The 18,176-nt window shown below is 58.0% G+C and carries 17 protein-coding genes and 1 pseudogene; 11 read left to right on the forward strand and 7 right to left on the reverse strand.

Going from position 1 to position 18,176, the window contains the following annotated elements; genetic code table 11:
* Nucleotides 1-158: 158 nt before the first annotated feature.
* From AC1MEE_RS05465 to AC1MEE_RS05480, 4 genes are all read right to left on the reverse strand, one after another.
* The gene (locus AC1MEE_RS05465; RefSeq protein ID WP_480414297.1) at nt 159-1,124 is read right to left on the reverse strand and encodes a class I SAM-dependent methyltransferase; all 966 of its coding nucleotides are present in this window, start codon (nt 1,122-1,124) and stop codon (nt 159-161) included.
* Between the two features lie 87 nt (nt 1,125-1,211).
* On the reverse strand, nt 1,212-2,060 hold the full coding sequence (locus AC1MEE_RS05470; RefSeq protein ID WP_480414298.1) for a phytanoyl-CoA dioxygenase family protein: 849 nt from the start codon (nt 2,058-2,060) through the stop codon (nt 1,212-1,214).
* A 10-nt stretch (nt 2,061-2,070) separates the two neighbouring features.
* Nucleotides 2,071-2,850, reverse strand: coding sequence for an ABC transporter substrate-binding protein (locus tag AC1MEE_RS05475; protein ID WP_480414299.1), 780 nt, complete (start codon nt 2,848-2,850; stop codon nt 2,071-2,073).
* A gap of 46 nt (nt 2,851-2,896) precedes the next feature.
* Nucleotides 2,897-4,072 carry a M20 aminoacylase family protein gene (locus tag AC1MEE_RS05480; RefSeq protein ID WP_480414300.1) on the reverse strand — a complete coding sequence of 392 codons (1,176 nt, stop codon included), beginning with the start codon at nt 4,070-4,072 and terminating at the stop codon, nt 2,897-2,899.
* Nucleotides 4,073-4,309: 237 nt separating this feature from the next.
* Between AC1MEE_RS05480 and AC1MEE_RS05485 the strand changes: the two genes are divergently transcribed.
* The 9 genes from AC1MEE_RS05485 (at nt 4,310) to AC1MEE_RS05525 (ending at nt 13,468) form a co-directional block, all read left to right on the forward strand.
* On the forward strand, nt 4,310-5,224 hold the full coding sequence (locus AC1MEE_RS05485; RefSeq protein ID WP_480414301.1) for a LysR family transcriptional regulator: 915 nt from the start codon (nt 4,310-4,312) through the stop codon (nt 5,222-5,224).
* Nucleotides 5,225-5,910: 686 nt separating this feature from the next.
* Nucleotides 5,911-6,930, forward strand: coding sequence for a LacI family DNA-binding transcriptional regulator (locus AC1MEE_RS05490; RefSeq protein ID WP_480414302.1), 1,020 nt, complete (start codon nt 5,911-5,913; stop codon nt 6,928-6,930).
* Entirely contained in the window at nt 6,914-7,918 is a 1,005-nt protein-coding gene (locus tag AC1MEE_RS05495; protein ID WP_480414303.1) for an ABC transporter substrate-binding protein, read from the forward strand. Before AC1MEE_RS05490 ends, AC1MEE_RS05495 begins: the two co-directional genes overlap by 17 nt.
* A gap of 51 nt (nt 7,919-7,969) precedes the next feature.
* Nucleotides 7,970-8,788 (forward strand): ABC transporter permease, encoded by an 819-nt coding sequence (locus AC1MEE_RS05500; protein ID WP_480416159.1) that lies wholly within the window; start codon nt 7,970-7,972, stop codon nt 8,786-8,788.
* Complete coding sequence (locus AC1MEE_RS05505) at nt 8,785-9,579, forward strand: ABC transporter permease (RefSeq protein WP_480414304.1); 795 nt, start codon at nt 8,785-8,787, stop codon at nt 9,577-9,579. Before AC1MEE_RS05500 ends, AC1MEE_RS05505 begins: the two co-directional genes overlap by 4 nt.
* On the forward strand, nt 9,576-10,607 hold the full coding sequence (locus AC1MEE_RS05510; protein ID WP_480414305.1) for an ABC transporter ATP-binding protein: 1,032 nt from the start codon (nt 9,576-9,578) through the stop codon (nt 10,605-10,607). The genes AC1MEE_RS05505 and AC1MEE_RS05510 overlap by 4 nt, the downstream gene beginning before the upstream one ends.
* A 25-nt stretch (nt 10,608-10,632) precedes the next feature.
* Nucleotides 10,633-11,466 (forward strand): phosphodiesterase, encoded by an 834-nt coding sequence (locus AC1MEE_RS05515; RefSeq protein ID WP_480414306.1) that lies wholly within the window; start codon nt 10,633-10,635, stop codon nt 11,464-11,466.
* A 256-nt stretch (nt 11,467-11,722) separates the two neighbouring features.
* The gene (locus AC1MEE_RS05520; protein WP_480414307.1) at nt 11,723-12,763 is read left to right on the forward strand and encodes an OprD family outer membrane porin; all 1,041 of its coding nucleotides are present in this window, start codon (nt 11,723-11,725) and stop codon (nt 12,761-12,763) included.
* A 468-nt stretch (nt 12,764-13,231) separates the two neighbouring features.
* Nucleotides 13,232-13,468 carry a hypothetical protein gene (locus tag AC1MEE_RS05525; RefSeq protein ID WP_480414308.1) on the forward strand — a complete coding sequence of 79 codons (237 nt, stop codon included), beginning with the start codon at nt 13,232-13,234 and terminating at the stop codon, nt 13,466-13,468.
* Between the two features lie 209 nt (nt 13,469-13,677).
* Here AC1MEE_RS05525 and AC1MEE_RS05530 read toward each other — a convergent pair.
* A pseudogene (locus AC1MEE_RS05530) lies at nt 13,678-14,181 on the reverse strand (LysR substrate-binding domain-containing protein); the annotation flags it as partial.
* Nucleotides 14,182-14,289: 108 nt separating this feature from the next.
* On the opposite strand from AC1MEE_RS05530, the gene tam reads away from it, so the two are divergent.
* Nucleotides 14,290-15,054, forward strand: coding sequence for a trans-aconitate 2-methyltransferase (tam, locus tag AC1MEE_RS05535; protein WP_480416160.1), 765 nt, complete (start codon nt 14,290-14,292; stop codon nt 15,052-15,054).
* A gap of 11 nt (nt 15,055-15,065) precedes the next feature.
* Here the strand turns inward: tam and AC1MEE_RS05540 are convergent, their stop codons facing one another.
* Entirely contained in the window at nt 15,066-15,896 is an 831-nt protein-coding gene (locus AC1MEE_RS05540; protein ID WP_480414309.1) for an MBL fold metallo-hydrolase, read from the reverse strand.
* Between the two features lie 53 nt (nt 15,897-15,949).
* Here AC1MEE_RS05540 and AC1MEE_RS05545 point away from each other — a divergent pair, with 53 nt between their 5' ends.
* On the forward strand, nt 15,950-16,954 hold the full coding sequence (locus tag AC1MEE_RS05545; protein WP_480414310.1) for a GlxA family transcriptional regulator: 1,005 nt from the start codon (nt 15,950-15,952) through the stop codon (nt 16,952-16,954).
* On the opposite strand, the gene AC1MEE_RS05550 is transcribed toward AC1MEE_RS05545, so the two are convergent.
* The gene (locus AC1MEE_RS05550) at nt 16,949-17,824 is read right to left on the reverse strand and encodes an NAD-dependent protein deacetylase (protein WP_480414311.1); all 876 of its coding nucleotides are present in this window, start codon (nt 17,822-17,824) and stop codon (nt 16,949-16,951) included. The two genes, AC1MEE_RS05545 and AC1MEE_RS05550, sit on opposite strands and share 6 nt — an antisense overlap.
* Nucleotides 17,825-18,176: the final 352 nt, after the last annotated feature.

An 18,176-nucleotide genomic window follows, 5' to 3' on the forward strand; every position in this document is an offset into this window, starting at 1 on the left:
GCCCTGCTGGCGGAGTAGCCCACGTGAACTGTGGGAGCAGGCTTGCAACTACGCGTCCCGCTGCGAAGGCGGTATGCCTGACACACCGCGGTGCATTCTTCGCAGTCAAGCCAGCTCCCACAGGGGCCGTTCCCGGCGCAAGATGTCTGGTTGCAGCGCTACTCCGTCGGGTTCACGACAAGGTCGCTATTCAATGAAAAAATCAACGCCTTCAACCCGCCAGCAGGATGGACATCGGCAAACTCTGGCGGGTTTTCCAGGCGCTGCTGGAAGCTCAGGCTTGGCGCTTCATTAGCTGCGCTCTCGATTAAAAATTCGGGGCCAATGCCCGGGTCATTGATGCATGCCAGGACCACGCCTTGTGGGTTGAGCAAATCAGGCAGGCGGCGCAGGATTTTTTGATAATCCTTGGTCAGTACAAAGCTGCCTTTCTGAAAAGAGGGTGGGTCGACGATAACCAGGTCGTAGGGTCCGTCTCTTTTTATTCTCGCCCAGGATTTGAACAGGTCATGGCCTAAAAAACTGACTCGACTCAAATCATGCTGGTTAAGACGGTGGTTTTCTCGCCCCCGGCTCAACGCTGCCTTGGCCATGTCCAGATTCACGACGTGCTCCGCGCCGCCGGCAATGGCGGCCACAGAAAAACCACAGGTATACGCGAACAGATTCAGCACACGTTTACCTTGCGCATGAGCCTGGACCCAGCGGCGCCCATAGCGCATATCCAGGAACAACCCCGTGTTCTGGTTTCTGCCAAAATCCAACTTGAATTGCAGGCCGTTCTCAGTGATGACACCGGTATCAAACGTATCCCCCAGCAACCACTCCGTTGTGCTGTCCTGACGGTAGCGATGCTGCAATAGCAATGCATGAGCCTTTGCCTGCTGCCAGGCGGGGGACTGCGTCAGGGCCGAAAGCATGCTCCGTAAAGCGGCCATCTCGGGCTCATTGGGTTCCCTGTACAGCGATACCAACAGCACGCCTTGCAGCCAGTCGACAGCCACATCCTCAAGCCCCTCCCAGCGTAGACCCCGGCCGTGAAACAAACGTCGGGCTTCGTCAGGTACAGCACTTAAAGCGGAGATTAAATGCTGTTGCAGGAGGGAGAGGGCATCTGAATTCATTAGCTAATTATCAGTCGTTCGTGAGCGCGCAGTTTAAGCGCCATAGCCGGGATGCTGGAGGCATTTTTCACGGCATCGCTCGGACATTCAGATCCCGCGATGCCAAAGTGTCGGAAACAGCTCGTGTTCCATAGGAACATCTGACGCCAGAGTATCCCGAAGCCCAGGAAAATCAGGTGAGGTGGCCCAGGGTCTCGGAGCATGCCGTACGTCATCGCCGATGACCCTCACTGAAAACGCGCGACGGCGGTTTTGCCCTCCCACCCCGGCAGAGGCATGCAAGGTCAACATGTTGAAACACACCATGTCCCCCGGCGACAACGCCCATCCCAGGATGGGAAAGTCCTCGCGGTGGCTTTCTATATCCGGTAGCTCGCCCAGGGTTCCCTCGGAAAACCATTTGGCCTGGCTGTCCATGAAAGACCGAGGCATCAACCAGGGTCCCTTGTGTGAACCCGCTATGAACTCGAGGGTCGATTCCCTGGGCACTGGATCGACGGGAATCCAGAAACTCACGGTGTCCGAGCCACTGATGTTGTAGTAAGGCTGGTCCTGATGCCAAGGCGTGCGTTGGCGCGTATGGGGCTCTTTTACGAGCAAGTGGTCATGGTGCAGGCGCACGTGTTGGCTGTTCAGCAGGGCGGCAGCGATAGGCGCGATGGCGGAGTTGAAAATGAGGTTGCGATAGTGCGCATTCTCTTGCCAGTTACAAAAATCCTCGAAGAACCATCCCGGGTCGGTGGCGCTGCTCGCCACTTTTGCGCGAGGGCTGGGATGGGCAAGGTTCCACTCGATGCCTTGGGTCAGTTCGCTGATTTGCTGCGCAGAAAACGCATTGCGGATGCACACCGCGCCCTGAGTCTGGAAGGCGCGCACAGTCTCGTCACTGACGGGGACGGCAAGACGAGGCTTAGCGCATTGTGTCATTTCGTTCATGGGGATTCGCTCACTTGCCGTAAATATCGAAGTTGAAATACTGCTTCGCGATCTGGTCGTATTGGCCTGATTGGCGAATGCCGGCAATCGCCGTATTCAGTTGCTCTCTCAGATCAGGTTCGTTTTTTCTGACACCGATTGCGACGCCATCGCCAATGATGCTTTTGTCGGTGATGGGTTCACCCGCGAAGGCAAACCCCTGACCCTGAGGCTTCTGCAACAACCCGATATCTGCCTGTACCGAGGCCTGGAACGAAGCATCCAGGCGCCCATTGATGAGGTCTGAAAACACCTGATCCTGGGTTTGGTAGGAAAGGATATCGATGCCTTGGCTGCCCCATTGCGATTTGGCATAACTTTCTTGCAGTGACCCTTGAACAACCCCTACGGACTTTCCTTTCAATGACTCAGCCGTCGGCAGTAATCCGGCGTTTTTTCTGGCGACGAGAGAAGACGGAGCGGTGTAGATTTTATGGCTGAAATCGACCTGCTGGCGACGCGCCTCGGTAGCGCTGAATGCAGACAGGATCGCGTCGAATTTCTTCGCCTTTAACGCCGGGATCATGCTGTCGAAGCTCTGCTCGACCCAAATGCACTTGACCCGCAACTCGGCACACAGGGCATTGCCCAGATCGATATCAAAACCACTCAATGAGCCGTCTGGCTGCTTTTGCTCGAATGGTGGATAGCTGGGATCGACGCCGAATTTGATCACTGGTTCCGCCTGCGATAGCGGGGTGATGATCAGCCCGAACAGCATGACGGTGTATTGAAGTTTGCGTAGCTGCATGATGACCTCGTTTTTTATTGGTTTTCACGGTTTGGCAGGTCGTTGCTCAAGCGTTAAGCGGTAAAAAGGCCTCGGTCAACTTGACCCAATAGCCAGCGCCACGAATCAGGATGTCGTCATTGAAGTCGTAGCGTGGGTCGTGAGCCATGCAGCTCTTTTCACCGTCGCCATTGCCGATAATCAGGTAACAGCCAGGGCATTGCTGCAGGAAATAGGCGAAATCCTCGCTGCCATTGAAGGGCACGATGTCTCTCATTACCTCGTCCTCACCGAGCCAGTCGATGGCCACCTGACTGGCGAACCGGGTCATTTCTTCGTCATTCACCAGCAAGGGGTAGTCGGCACTGTAGTGAATGTCGGCTGTCGCGCCGAATGCCTCCGCCTGGGCGTGAATGAGGCGTTTTATCTGGCTCTCCAGGCGGTCTCGGACGGCGTTGTTCAGTGAACGGACCGACATCAGCATGTGCGCGCTGTCCGGGATCACGTTGGACGCCTTGCCTGCGTTAATGGCCCCGACGGTGATAACGCTCATTTCCTGAGGTGAAACGTTGCGCGAGACGATTGTCTGCAAGGCCATGATGATGCTTGCGCAGACCACCACAGGGTCGACGCTCAGATGCGGCATCGCGCCGTGACCACCTTTTCCGTGAATCGTGACATTGACCTGGTCGGCGGAGGCCATGAAGGGCCCTGCTCGGAACCCGAGTTTTCCGGCAGGGTAGCCAGGCATATTGTGTGCGGCGAACACCGCATCGCAGGGGAACTGTTGCAGCACGCCTTCCTGAATCATTCTTCGGGCACCGGCCAGGCCTTCTTCAGCCGGCTGGAAAATCAGGTGTACGGTGCCATCGAACGGGTGACCATGGGCAAGGGCGTACGCCGCGGCGAGGAGCATGACAGTGTGCCCGTCATGGCCACACGCATGCATTTTTCCGGGTATCCGGCTTGCATAGGGGAGCCCGGTTTTCTCTAGAATCGGCAGTGCGTCCATGTCAGCCCTTATGCCGAGCACGCGGGGGCTGGTGCCTTTTTTTAGCGTGGCGATGACCGCGGTTTCGGCGAAGCCACGCGTCACTTCATACCCCCATTTGGTCAGTCGCTCGGACAACAGTTCGCTGGTCTCGACCTCCTGATAACCGAGTTCAGGGTTGGCATGGATATGTTGGCGGAGTTCGCGCATTTCGTGCTCGATCTCTTTCAGTAGCGTCATGAACTGTGTCATTGGCAGCGTTTTTCCTTTGTTACCAGGAGGAGAAACAGATCTGTCGCCAGGGCCACATCTCACGCTATGGCTCACGGCGTCATACGTTTCATCAAAGTGCCTAGGCTTTTTCTGATAGGTTCTTTTGGTGAGGCTCGAAGCCCAGGCGGCGTTGGTTTGAGCTTAGAGGGCCAAGAGAAAGGCCAATAGGCAATCGAAAGTGAACAAGGCAACCCAGGGTTAACAGCGGCGGACACTATGAAGTTCTATCAACTCAATGCACTGGTGGCGGTGGCCGACGCAGGCAGCATTCGCGGCGCCGCAAAAAGGCTCGACACCTCGCCGGCCGCAGTCACCAAAGCGATACAGAAACTCGAGGCAGACACAGCAACACAATTGCTGATCCGCAATACCTCCGGGATTGTGTTTACCGAACTCGGCAAGAAACTGTTGATTCAGTCACGCTTGCTGGTGGCGCAGATGGTCAGTGCCCGTCAAGTGTTGGCTGATTGCAACGGGGAACTGGTTGGACGCTTGTCGGTAGCCGTCACACCTTGGTTGGCGATGACGCTCATGCCCAAGGCCGTCGTGCGTTTTCGCCAGTTATTTCCAAAGGTGCAGCTTGAGCTGCATGAAGGTCTTTCGTCCGTCGCCTGTCCGCGGCTGCGGGATGCGAGCGTCGATCTTTTTATCGGACGGCTTGATACCCGGTGTTCCAGCGCCGACCTGACCTATCAACCTCTGTTCACGGCCGATTGTGCGGTGGTGGCCCGTCAACAACATCCTTTGTCGAACAGTCGAGCCATGGAGGAACTGGCGTTGGCCGACTGGATTTTGGCCTCACAGCAAGACGGGACGATTACGACGCAGGGGCAGGTGCATTTCGCCCATTCGCTATCGATTATCTTGAGTTTGCTGCGTGAAACCGACATGTTGAGCATCTTTCCCTGGCCGCTGGTGGAGATTTGCGCTCAAAGAGAAGGCTTGTGCGCCTTGCCGTTGCGCGAGCCGGTCAGCAGTGCCTCAGTGGGAGCCATCAGCCGAAGCGGGCAGCCCCTGCGGCCGGCGGCCGAGCGGTTTCTGGAATGTCTGATCGAAACCATTCACTTTGAGATGGGGCATCTGCACTCGCCTTATCGGCGCATGTTGCAGACCGTCGAATTACTGGTCTGAGAGTTGTTAACGAAACCGAGTGAATCGCCCCTGGTTTCATCGACACATCTCAATGGCTTTTGGCCGATTGCTGCCGGTCGAGCGGCTGGCCTGAGTCGATCGACTTCCGCCTATCATGAGCGACAGCAATCGACCGATTCTGTTGAAAAAGTCGACCCGGCCTGGCTACCCATGCATTGAGCGGTGAAAACGCCATTTTTGCACACTGCCACGTCAAATCTGAGCCCTGAACCGTCTGCGCAAAACACGGATTTCAATCTCAGACGCGTACTTTTCTGCCGTGGAAACCGAAGCCGACTTTTTCAACACAATCGACCCACAGGAGACATTGCAAGGTCGCACTTCGGGCGATTAGTTATCCCAGCTGTGAGACACACGATTGCCAGCTTTTGAATGGGTGTGATGAGGCGCCTCGCGTGACCGAAGGGCGATGGATCTTGCAGCTGGGTGCCCAGGGCAAGTCCTTCTATGGGAAAGCTGATTGGGCTTTTTCGGGCGTTTACGACGCTTAATTGGCTCGAAAAAGTGTGCTGGCGGTCGAAGACAGGCACGAAGTTCGGGCATCAACCATGCTGCTCAGTCTATGAACGTCGTTTCTGACATCTAAACGTCATCTATTCATCGCGGGAATGCCATGTTTCCTGAGTACTGTTCTCGCAAATGAGATCGATCTCAAGCGAGTGACAATGACTGATTTGAAAGAGGTTGCACGGCTGGCAGGTGTTTCGCGGGCGACCGCCGCGCGAACCTTTGCCTCCCCCGAAGTGGTGCGTCCGGCCACCCGAGAGCAAGTATTCGCCGCTGCGCGTCAGCTGGGTTTTCGGCCTAATCGCCTCGGCCGCCAACTACGCTTGCAAACCACCAACCTGATCGGTGTGGTGGTGCCCAATCTGCTCAACCCGGTGTTCGCCGAGCAATTTCAGGCGATGGAGCAGGCTGCACGCTTACACGGTTACAACCTGTTGCTGGCAACTACCGACTACAGCAGCGAGCGCGAAAGCGCGGTGGTCGAGGAGTTGTTGCGGCAGAGGGTCGATGGTCTGGTCCTCACCGTGACTGATGCCGAGAGCAACCGCGTGCTGCAAAGCCTTGCCAGCGAAGTCACGCCTTTTGTGCTGGCCTATCACCAGCCCGACAATCCGAACTACAGCGCCGTGTCGGTGGATAATCGCGCAGGCATGGCGCTCGCCACCCGTTATCTGCTGGAAGCGGGACACTTGCAGATCGGCATGGTCGCCGGTCCAGCCTTGCAGTCCGACCGCTCTCGCCTGCGTTACGCCGGTTATTGCGACGCTATGCTTGAGGCCGGCCTCGACAGCCTGCCGGTGATCGAAATGCCCGCCCATACCCAGGCTGACTTCGCCGCCATCGAGCCGTTATTGCACAGCCCGCAGGCACCCAGTGCGCTGGTCTGCTCCAACGACTTGCTGGCGATCAGTCTGATCGCGGAACTGCGGCGCAATGGCTGGAACGTGCCCCGGCAGCTCTCGGTCATTGGCTTTGACGGCATCGCCCTCGGCACCCAGATGCACCCGACGCTGTGCAGCGTCGTTCAACCCATCGAGGCGCTGGCTTGCACCGTGATCGATCAATTACTGGCGCAGATCGCTGGCGCCGCACCGGTTTCCCATTGCCTGCCTTGCCTTATCCGGCCGGGCGAAAGTACTCAACCCTACGAGGAGACGCTTGATGATCCGCTTCAGTAAAACCCTGGCGGCGTTGTTGCTATGCGGCGTGGCCAGCCTGGCCCAAGCCGTCGAAACGGCGATTTGCTACAACTGCCCTCCGGAATGGGCGGACTGGGGCGCACAGCTCAAGGCGATTGCCGACACCACCGGCGTGCAGGTCCCGCTGGACAACAAGAATTCCGGCCAGTCATTGGCGCAACTGGTAGCTGAACAAGCCGCACCGGTGGCTGACGTGGTGTATTACGGCGTGACGTTCGGTTTGCAGGCGCAAAAAGCCGGGGTGGTCGGCACTTATAAGCCGAAGGGTTGGGACCAGATTCCAGCGGGCTTGAAGGACCCTGAGGGGCACTGGTTTGCGATTCACTCCGGCACCCTGGGCATCATGGTCAACGTCGATGCGCTGGGTGGCCTGCCGGTTCCACAAAGCTGGGCCGACCTGCTCAAACCCCAATACAAAGGCATGGTCGGTTATCTTGATCCGTCCAGCGCTTTCGTGGGTTACGTCTCTGCGGTGGCCATCAACCAGGCCATGGGTGGCACCCTGGATAACTTCGCACCCGCCATCGATTACTTCCAGAAACTGGCGAAAAACTCGCCCATCGTGCCCAAGCAGACGGCTTATGCGCGGGTGCTGTCCGGCGAGTTGCCGATTCTGGTCGATTACGACTTCAACGCTTATCGCGCTCGCTACAAGGACAACGCCAACGTCGCGTTCGTGATTCCCAAGGAAGGCAGCATCAGCGTGCCTTACGTGATGAGCATGGTCGGCAATGCCCCGCATCGGGCCAACGCCGAGAAGGTGTTGGATTTTGTCTTGTCCGATCAAGGCCAGGCGCTGTGGGCCAAGGCGTACCTGCGACCAGTGCGGGCGATGAAGATGCCTGCCGACGTCGCTGCGCAGTTCCTGCCGGACAGCGACTATGCCCGGGCCGGCGTGGTCAATTACGAACACATGGCGGCGGTGCAGGAAGCCTTCTCCGCGCGTTATCTGAGTGAGGTCAAGTAAGTGACGGCCTCGGTAGTAAAAGCTCAGGAAGTCCGGTCGGGTCGGGCCATCGTGCCGCGCTTGCGGCCGACCGCTGCCTGGGCGCTGGCGCCGGCAGCAGCGGTGCTGTTCGCGTTCTGGTTATTGCCGTTGGCGCACCTGATCGTGCTGGGTGGGCAAAGCCGCGACGGCAGCGACAGCGGTTATTGGCAGGTGCTGAGCAGCGCGCAATACCTGGGCAGTCTGGCGCAGACCTGCATTCTTGCCCTCGTGGTGACCCTTGCGGCGCTGCTGGTGGGCGGCATCAGTGGTGTGTTTCTGGCTCGCCAGCGCTTCTTCGGCCGCTCGGCACTGGTCGCCTTGTTGACCTTCCCGCTGGCGTTTCCCGGCGTGGTGGTCGGCTTTTTGGTGATTCTGCTGGCCGGTCGTCAGGGGTTGTTCGCCACGCTTGGCCTTGAGCTGGCGGGGGAGCGCTGGATTTTTGCCTACTCGCTGATGGGGTTGTTCATTGGCTATCTGTACTTCTCGATTCCGCGGGTGATCCTCACGGTGATGGCCGCTTGCGAAAGCCTGGATCGTAGCCTGGAAGAAGCCGCCCATTCACTGGGGGCGGGTCATTGGCGAGTGGTCTGCGATGTCATCGTGCCCGGCCTGGCGCCGGCATTGGTCTCATGTGGGGCGATCTGTTTCGCGACCTCCATGGGCGCATTCGGTACGGCCTTCACCTTGGGCACTCGGCTGAACGTGACCCCGGTGGCGATCTACAACGTGTTCACCAATTACGCCAACTTCGCCGTGGCCGCTGCGCTGTCGGTGGTGTTGGGTGCGGTGACCTGGGCCGTACTGTTGCTGGCCCGGCGGCTGGTCAAACAACCGGGGACTGTCTTGTGAAACGCTCAACGCTGTTTGTCGGGCAACTGGTTTTTACCTTGCTGGTTTGCGCCTTCATGTTGGTGCCCGTGCTGATGTCGCTGCTGGCCGGGCTGACGCGCAATTATTTCGTGGGCCTGTCCAGCGGACTCACATTCGACTGGCTGATACAGGTTTGGCAGGCCTATTCGCCGACTGTCTGGTTGTCCCTGCAATTGGCCGCCGCCTGCGCGTTGTGTGTCTGTGTGATTGGGGTGCCGGCGGCCTACGCATTGGTGCGGATGAACAACCGCTTCAGCCGGGCGTTCGAGGAATTGATGGTGTTGCCGGTGGCCATGCCCGGTCTGGCTAGCGCTTTGGCGTTGCTGCTCACCTATGGTCAGTTCGGTGGGTTTCGTAGCAGCTGGGTGTTCATTCTCGTCGGCCATGTGCTGTTCACGCTGCCATTCCTGGTGCGCCCGGTGATGGCGGTGATGCAACGTCAGCACCTGCTGACGCTGGAAGAAGCGGCGGCCAGCCTTGGCGCCGGGCCGATCCGGCGTTTCTTCAGCGTGGTGGTGCCCAACTGCCGGGCGGGGGTTCTCGCCGGGGTGTTGATGGTCGTCACCCTGTCGTTGGGTGAGTTCAACCTGACCTGGATGCTCCACACCCCGATGACCAAGACATTGCCGGTGGGCCTGGCCGACAGCTATGCCTCGGCCAGGCTGGAAGTCGCCAGCGCCTATACCCTCATATTCCTGTTGATGATCGTGCCGCTGCTCATTGCGTTGCAGGCCATCAGCGCCCGTCTTTCCCGTGGAGAGAGTCGATGACCGGAACCACCATTCGCCTGGAGGGTTGCCGCAAGGCGTTCTCTGACGGCACCGTTGCTGTGCATGATCTGAACCTGACCATCGAGGCCGGGGAAACCTTGGCGATTCTCGGCCCGTCCGGTTGCGGTAAAACCACCACCTTGCGCCTGATCGCCGGTCTGGAACGCCCGGACGTGGGTCAGATATTTTTTGGCGACAGCGACGTCACACGCGTGCCCATCGAGCGCCGCGACGTGGGCATGGTATTCCAGAACTACGCGTTGTTTCCGAACCTGGATGTGGCCGGCAACATTGTTTACGGCCTAAAGATTCGCGGCCTTTCACCCGCCGAACGCAACAAGCGTTGCTCGGAGTTGCTGGAACTGGTCGGCCTGCATGATCACGGCAAGCGCAGCATTCACGAGTTGTCCGGCGGTCAGCGCCAGCGGGTCGCCCTGGCCCGCGCGCTGGCACCCCGGCCTCGGGTGTTGCTGCTCGACGAACCCTTGGCAGCGCTGGATGCTCAGTTGCGTGAACGTTTGCGCAGCGAACTGGATCAGTTGCTACGTGGTTTGGGAATCACCGCGGTGTTCGTCACCCACGATCAGGGCGAAGCCATGGCGCTGGGGGATCGCATCCTGGTCATGGAGCACGGCCGGGTCGCGCAATTGGCCAGCCCGCGTGAAATCTATCAGCAACCGGCCAACGCTTTCGTCGCCAGTTTCGTTGGCAACCTCAATGCTTTTTCGGTGATCGAGCGCACGCCCCATGGCTTGAAAGTCAGCGGTGGCGAATTGCCATGGAGTGGCGCCAGTCTGCCCGCCACAGTGTATTGCCGCCCTGAGCATTTGCAGGTGATGGATAGCCTGGGTCATCTGCGCGGGCGTCTGGTGGGGCAGTTTTTCCAGGGTGCCCAAAGCCGCCTGTTGGTGGATGTCGGCGCCGCACAGCCGCTGTTGGTGAACAGCACCGACGGCATCATTCACGCGCCCGGCGCGCTGATTGCCTTGGCCATCGAGCCGCAAGTGCTGTTTACCCTGCATTCATGATGTTTTTGTTTTCAGAGAACTTATTTTGAACCGTCCGTTTCTCATTGCGCAGATCAGCGATCTGCACCTTAAAGCCGGTCAAAGACTGACTTATGGCGTCGTCGATACCCTTGGCGCGTTGCGTCGTGCTGTCGATCATTTGAATGCCAGCCATCCGCGTCCCGACATCGTGGCGATCAGTGGCGACCTGGTGGACTTCGGTCGTCCTGATGAATATGCCGTTCTGCATCCCGAGCTGGCGCGCCTGCACATGCCTTGCTACCTCGTGCCCGGCAACCACGACAATCGCGAGCATTTGCTAGCGGCATTTGCCGATCATGCCTACTTACCGATGTCGGCCAGCGCGCCACTGGATTGGGTGGTTGAGGAGCATCCGGTGCGCCTGATCGGTCTGGACACGACGATCCCTGGCGCCCATGGCGGTCAGTTGCTGGACAGCCAGTTGCTCTGGCTCGATGAACAACTGGCACGTCGTCCCGATGTACCGACGCTATTGGTTCTGCATCACCCGCCGTTTATCAGCGGTATCGGCCATATGGACTGCGAGCCGTTCATCAATGCGTCGGCGCTGGAGCAGATCATCGCCCGTCACCCGCAGGTGGATCGCTTGCTGTGCGGGCATTTGCACCGGCCGATGCAGCGGCGTTTCGGTGGCAGCCTGAGTTGTGTGTGCCCCGGTACCTCACATCAAATCGTGCTGGATCTACAGCAAACCGCCCCGGCGCATTTCAATCTGGAACCGGCCGGGTATCTGCTGCATCGCTGGCAAGCGCAGCAGGGGCTGGTGACCCATAACGCCGTGTTTGGTGAGTATCCCGGACCGTATCCGTTTTATGACGCTCATGGATTGATCGACTGATGACACAGGGATTTTCAAGGCGTTTTTTTGACGAGGTTCTTCGGAGACTTTAACCGATATCACTCTCTGCGTATGGTTGAAGTTTTTCTTGATGATTAATTAACGCATTGGCCAATCGCCTGATTGGCTGAGTGCTTCCTGCTGCCTTTTCAATATGCCCGGAACATAGGTTCTGCGCTGGAGTTCGTCCTGATGAAAGCCACGTTTCAAGTATTAAGTTTTTTGACCGGCGGCCTGAGTATTGCGATGAGCGCCGTTGGCGTCTGCTGATTTCATTAAAGACAGCAACGCCAATTTGAGCTTGCGCAACTTCTACTTCAACAACGATAACCGCGATGGTGCCGCCGCTCCTTCGAAGACCGAACTGCGTTATGGCACCTTACAACCGAAGTTGCCGATTCTGGTCTCCAACGATGGCCGTCTGTTGCCTCAAACCTTCGAGGGCGGGCAAGTCACCAGCAATGAAATCGATAACCTGACCTTCACCGCCGGCCAACTTGAACACGCCACCGGGCGTGTTTCCAGCGATAGTGCAGGTCTGGCTGTTGCGGGCGGCACTCAGGAAAGCAATAAATTTACCTTTGCCGGTGGCGATTACAAACTGACGAAGGATCTGACCGCTCAGTATTATTACGCCAATCTCGAAGACTATTACCAGCAGCACTTCGCCGGTTTGCTGCATGTGTTGCCGCTCGGTGAATACGGTTCGCTGAAAACCGACCTGCATTATTTCAAGACCACGTCCGATGGCAAGAACAGCAGTGCGGCCGGTCGCGCCAGTGGTTACAAGTTCAGCGGTTACACCAAAGGCGGTACCGGTGAAATCGACAACGATACCTGGAGCGCGGCGTTCATTTATTCGTTGGGCGGCCATGCGATTACGGCGGGCTATCAAAGCGTTTCCGATGACAGCAACTTTGCGCAACTCAATCAGGGTGGCCTGGTCGATAAAGGCGAGGCGGGTGCCAGTCTTTATCTTTACACCGACCGCACCATTCAGACCTTCATCCAAGCGGGTGAGCGGACCGCATTCGCGCAGTATGCCTACGACTTCGCTGCTCTGGGGGCTCCAGGCTTGAAGGCATCGGTGATGTACCTCAAGGGCGACAATATTCAGACTGCCAGCGGCAAGGACGCAGGCGAATGGGAGCGCGATATCTCTCTGGACTATGTGATCCAGAGCGGTGCGTTGAAGAACGTCGGTTTCGGCTGGCGGAACGCGATGTCCCGAAGTGATATCGCCCGCGACCAGGACCAGAATCGCCTGATCGTGAGCTATACAATTCCATTGATGTAAGGCGTAAAAGTTATTTACGAAACCCAGGAGCGCGAACTTATCTGACAGGCGTTGATTTACCCTTAAAGCGAGCGACTGCTATTGGCCGATAACCGTCTTTGGCGAGAGGCAGCAATCGGCCAGCGGACGCTCGGAGTCAGTCGTCTTCAGATTCCACTCACACGGGCCCAAGCGAGTGACGCGCTTGCTAGGGGTATCACGATGCTTACCAAACCAGAGCCTCCTAGGATAGGAAAACGCCGCCGCGCGCGCCGACCTTCTGGGCTTCGGCAGAAGGAGGGTAATTGGGGTGATCCCTTGTATGCGCAGACGTGCAAGTGCAGGCTGACGTACCGAGGCGCATATATAGCTCCTCGATACCCAAAAGTTGGGGTCTGCATGAAAAGGGCAAAGCCGAGCAGTTGAACTAAAAGCTGACTATTAAGTCAGGATGGTCAGTTGCACTTCTCCCATTACGAGGATCCCACCATGCGCATCTACACCCTTGAATACCTGTTCAACGGCGAGCCCCGCACACACATGTTCGAACTCAAGCAGCCTCAACTGCCCGCCCATGAGGCGGCGATGCACCTGCTACAGCTGCATTTTGGGGATGGAGAGAACAGCCTGATCATGCCCACTGCGGACGCGACGCCGGAGGAAATTTTAGAGCAGGCTAAGCTGTTAGGGCTGACGCAGATTGAGGTCGTCGATCAATCCAGTTGATGCTAGGTGCAGCGACCAGCAACGCGCGCCTCGGCAGATTTGAAGGGCTGCTTCTGGCCGATTTCAGCCTGTCGTGACCCGCTGGAGTCAACCCGAATCTGCCACTCGGTTTTTCTCCACAGTGGACATCGAACACGTGGCTACCCTTCGAAAGCCCACGTGTTGGAGACCTGGTTGACGCGGCATTTCTCTCTACTTTTCGAACAGACCTAGACCTCCGTCGCTGCTGCCTGGATGACCAGTTCCCGAAACTTGTGCAGTACCGACGATGTATCGCCAATGCGTGTGGCCAGATGCAATGGGGCGACCAGACTTGGGCATTCCGAGAGCTCACGGTACACGATGCCATCGCCTCGCAGGCGTTGCATGGAAGCCGGTACGATGGATACACCGAGGCCAGCGGCAACCAGACTCAGGGTTGCCGTCATGCGCGGTGCTCCCTGAACCACCTGTGGGCTGAATCCTGCTTCGCGGCAGGCCACTAGAATGGCGTCGTACAGCCCCAGTCCCACTCGACGTCGGTACAAGACAAAGGCTTCACTCGCCAATGCAGCCAACGGTAGCGGCGCAGTGGAATCGGTGGCCAAAGGGTGGTCTATCGGCAGTGCCAGTAGCATGGGTTCGACCAGAATGGGCTCATCCTGCAGGGCGTGCGTGCCACTCAGGGGTGAGCGTATGAACGCCGCATCGAGCCTTTCATGTACCAGCGCATCAAACTGATACTTTCCAGGTATGGCAGGCCACTATTCCTGGCATTTGTACTCATGGATCGCAAGATTTACGCTGTGCCCGAACTCCCCCGTATAAAAAAGGAAGCGGCGATGACGTGGTCAGCCAAGCAGTATTCAATCTTCGAACAACAGCGAACTCGTCCGGTCCGCGACCTTGTTGCAGCCATCCCTACCGTCAACGTGCGTGTGGCCGTCGACCTGGGCTGCGGGCCCGGGAATTCTACCGAGGTATTGGCGGAGCGCTTTCCGGGCGCGGTGGTGACTGGCATGGACAGCTCCGACGACATGCTCGCCGACGCGCGCGAAAGATTGCCCGCGTTGAGCTTCGAGTTGGCCGATATTGGGTCCTGGAATCCTGCACTGGCGTTCGATGTGATTCTGGCAAACGCATCGCTGCAATGGTTACCGGATCATGCAGCGCTTTACCCGCATCTGGTGAGCAAGCTGGCGCCTGGCGGAACCCTGGCCGTGCAGACCCCTGACAACCTCGAAGAGCCCGCGCACAGGCTGGCACGCCAAGTGGCGGCAGACGGGCCTTGGGCAGGCAAAATCGGTACGTTCAAACATCCCGAACGACATACTGCGAGCTTCTATTACGAACTGCTGCATCCGCATTGCAGCACGGTCGATGTTTGGCGCACGACCTATCACCACCCTTTGGCCGGCGGCCATGCCGCCGTGGTGGAGTGGTTCAAGGGATCAGCGCTGCGGCCTTATCTTGAGCCATTGGTGCCGGCAGAAAAGACTGCTTTCCTCGAGGCCTATCTAGCGCAGATCACGGCAGCCTATCCGGCGCTTGCCGACGGCACGGTGCTGCTGCCGTTCCCCAGGCTTTTCATTATCGCGACCCGGTAAGTTGATTCCTTTCATGGCGCCGTGACCTGTCCGATAAATGAGTGCTGCCTCTTTTCACTGTCGGGACGCGTGAAATTCAATCTTTCGCCATCTGCTGGAATGCGCAAGCGTGTTTCAACACCGGCTTGTCGTGCCGCGTCGGCCAACGCATTGCGGGTCACCGGACAATGGCTGAGCGCTTGCAGATGGTTGGCGACTACAAAGCCTGGCGCGAGGCGGGTGAACTCGATGACTTCGTCGATGCCCATGATGATGTCGCCTCCCAGATCGAATCGAGCGCCCCCGGCAGGAATGACACAAAGATTCGGCCGATGACGCGCCACAAACTCCCTGACAGTTGGCGTGAGTAAGGTGTCTCCGCTGAGGTAAAGGCTCGGTTCGTCTGGCACTTCGATGAGGTATCCAACGCCATGCTCCATCAATTTTCCGACGAGCCCACGGCCATGGATACAGCGAACGGTTCGGATCTGACCGCCTAAAAACGGACTCGGTTGTTCATGATTTTCCGGCAAGGATTGAACGTTCAATCCGCGATCGGCCAGATAGCCTGCGTCGTGGGGCGTGCAGAAAACCGGTGTTTGGGTATCGCGTAACCACTGTTTCGCCGCTCGATCCAGATGATCGAAATGGCCTTTCTGGCAGTGGGTGATCAGGCAATGAGTGACGGACTCTAGTGCCTGTGCTGTTGATGCCGGCAATTCGACGATGGGGTTGCGTTGCCGTGCACCGAGCACACGTAAGGGTGGCAGTCCGTTTTTAGCGGCGAGCATGGGGTCGATCAGGATTTGGTTAAGGCCGAATTCAACAATGATCGTCGCGTTGCGAAGTTGATGGATGTGCATGAGGTCGCCTCCTGGAAGAGGCTTGATTGTGTCTAAGCGCTTAACGCTGGAGAATGGCAGGTCTGGACATAATCAGTTCATTTTCTGCCATGACAAAAATACATAGAATCGGCTTGCTGCTTTTTCCGCACTGCATGCCAGCAGGGTTATTCGCATTTTCAGACTTGCTTAATGCAGCTAACCGGCAAGCGGGGCGCACTCTGTTCGACACAGGCTTTGTTGCGTTGCAGGCAGGACGTGTCGAGTGCGCTCAGGGCGTATCGTTGCACGTGACCGAGACACTTGATCATGCTGATTTGGACGCGATTCTGGTGCCCGGGTTCTGGGCTGAATCTGCATCGCAAGTGGATGCGATGGTTTCCGACAATGGAGCCTTGATATCGGCTCTGGCGGCACGCGCCAACAGGGTCATGCTCTGGAGTTATTGCAGCGGAGTCAGTCTCCTGGCTGCGAGCGGTGGGCTCAACGGACAGTCTGCAACCGTGACCTGGTGGCTGGCTGAGGCAATGGCCCAGCGCTATAAACAGGTGAAGTGGCAGACGGAGCAGAACTGCATTGTCAACGCACGTACCGCCACTGCATCTGGGGTAAATGGTCACCTGCCCATCGCCCAGGCGTTGATCGAGCGGTATGTGGGCCCAGAGGCATTGCAGCGTCTGACCAAGTTAATGGTGCTCCCGCGTCCCGTGCAGTCCCATAGCATCTTTCAAGCCATGAGCATGATCGAGCAGTCCTCGCTATTGCTGCGCAAATTGCACGCACTGGTCGAGCAATTACCTGCGCAAGACATCACGGTGCAGCGATTGGCAGAGCGACTGGGTATGACCGAACGTACCCTCGCGCGCAAGGTAATAGGCGAAACCGGGGTTTCGATTGCAACCTATGCGCGTCGTATCAAGCTGAATCAAGCCAGTGAACGACTCATTCTGACCTCGTCGTCGGTCAGCGCTATCTGTGCGGAGTTGGGATTCAGCAGCGACTCGAACATGCGGCGCATGTTCAAGGAGCTGACGGCGCTGACACCTCTGGCGTATAGGCAACGCTTCGGACGCTTATAACTCGGTGTGCGGAAACGAGTTATGTCCACTTTGGCTCAGGCGTTCAGCCATTAGCGGTAGCAGCTGTTCGCAGGACGCCTCGATTTTCAGGTCCAACAGGTCGTCGGCGCGGGTTTTACCCAGATTGATGGCGATCAGCGGCTTGTGCAGGGCCGCCATCGCGCGGCACAAGCGAAAGGCCGAATAGGCCATCAGCGACGAACCCACCACCAGCAACCCCGCGGCCTGCTCGACACACAGTGCGGCTTTGGCGGCGGTGGCCTGGGCGACGTTTTCACCAAAAAACACCACGTCTGGCTTTAACCGTTCGCCGTCGCAGTATGGACAGCGGGGTACTTGGAAACGCGCTTCGAAGGCCGGGTCCAGCAAGGTATCGCCGTCGGGTGCCTGGATGGCGTCGACACCGGACAGGTATGGGTTTTCCGCTTCCATGACGACCTGGATCGCATTGCGATCAATGCGCTGTTCGCAATCCAGGCAAACCACCCGGTGCAAGCTGCCATGCAGCTCAATCACTTCCTGGCTGCCCGCTTGATCATGCAGCGTGTCCACGTTTTGGGTGATGAGCCCGGCGATATGTTGCTTCGCTTGCAACGTCGCCAGCGCGTCATGGGCGGCATTGGGCCGAGCCTGTCGGATACGCGGCCAGCCCAGCATCGCCCGCGCCCAATAACGCCGACGCGACGCCGGCGCACTGAGGAATTCCTGATACATCATTGGCGCTTTGCCCCGACGCACCCCGTCGCGGTCCCGATAGTCCGGAATACCCGAAGGCGTGCTGATACCCGCGCCGGTCAGGACCAAAAATTGCTTCTCCGCCATTAAACGATAGAGCGTCTCTAGACCTTGGCTGGCCTGGCTATCGATCATGTTGCAGTCTCCGCGTTGTCGTTACGGCGTTTGTACTTGTTTGCGCATCCGGCACCGCTGGAATAGTAATCGAGTCGGTTTTCCTGTGTCGGATTTAAACGCTGTTGGAGCAATGGGAAGGGGTGAGAGTGGCGGGCAACGATCTCTTTGATCGGGGCCGGGATGGACGGAAAATATGTGCGGTTTGAACGGGTCCGCTAGCCTTCGCGAAGGCTCGTCCCAGACGCGACCAAAGAACTGACTCGATGCGAAGAAGGGCCGCCCCGTCTTCGACGCCGCGCTGTCGCGCAGCAAACTGGGGCTCGATTCTGCCCGGAGGGCGTAGCAACTGTGTTCATCACGCCAAATGCGC

The organism is Pseudomonas sp. ASL3 (genome assembly GCF_056680425.1).

Bases quoted from the DNA above. Each gene is read 5' to 3' on its own strand.
- AC1MEE_RS05495 (WP_480414303.1), top strand. From the start codon at position 6,914: ATGATCCGCTTCAGTAAAACCCTGGCGGCGTTGTTGCTATGCGGCGTG.
- AC1MEE_RS05545 (WP_480414310.1), top strand. From the start codon at position 15,950: ATGGCAGGTCTGGACATAATCAGTTCATTTTCTGCCATGACAAAAATA.
- AC1MEE_RS05470 (WP_480414298.1), bottom strand. From the start codon at position 2,060: ATGAACGAAATGACACAATGCGCTAAGCCTCGTCTTGCCGTCCCCGTC.
- AC1MEE_RS05490 (WP_480414302.1), top strand. From the start codon at position 5,911: ATGACTGATTTGAAAGAGGTTGCACGGCTGGCAGGTGTTTCGCGGGCG.
- AC1MEE_RS05480 (WP_480414300.1), bottom strand. From the start codon at position 4,072: ATGACACAGTTCATGACGCTACTGAAAGAGATCGAGCACGAAATGCGC.
- AC1MEE_RS05485 (WP_480414301.1), top strand. From the start codon at position 4,310: ATGAAGTTCTATCAACTCAATGCACTGGTGGCGGTGGCCGACGCAGGC.
- AC1MEE_RS05475 (WP_480414299.1), bottom strand. From the start codon at position 2,850: ATGCAGCTACGCAAACTTCAATACACCGTCATGCTGTTCGGGCTGATC.
- AC1MEE_RS05465 (WP_480414297.1), bottom strand. From the start codon at position 1,124: ATGAATTCAGATGCCCTCTCCCTCCTGCAACAGCATTTAATCTCCGCT.
- AC1MEE_RS05550 (WP_480414311.1), bottom strand. From the start codon at position 17,824: ATGATCGATAGCCAGGCCAGCCAAGGTCTAGAGACGCTCTATCGTTTA.
- AC1MEE_RS05540 (WP_480414309.1), bottom strand. From the start codon at position 15,896: ATGCACATCCATCAACTTCGCAACGCGACGATCATTGTTGAATTCGGC.
- tam (WP_480416160.1), top strand. From the start codon at position 14,290: ATGACGTGGTCAGCCAAGCAGTATTCAATCTTCGAACAACAGCGAACT.
- AC1MEE_RS05525 (WP_480414308.1), top strand. From the start codon at position 13,232: ATGCGCATCTACACCCTTGAATACCTGTTCAACGGCGAGCCCCGCACA.
- AC1MEE_RS05510 (WP_480414305.1), top strand. From the start codon at position 9,576: ATGACCGGAACCACCATTCGCCTGGAGGGTTGCCGCAAGGCGTTCTCT.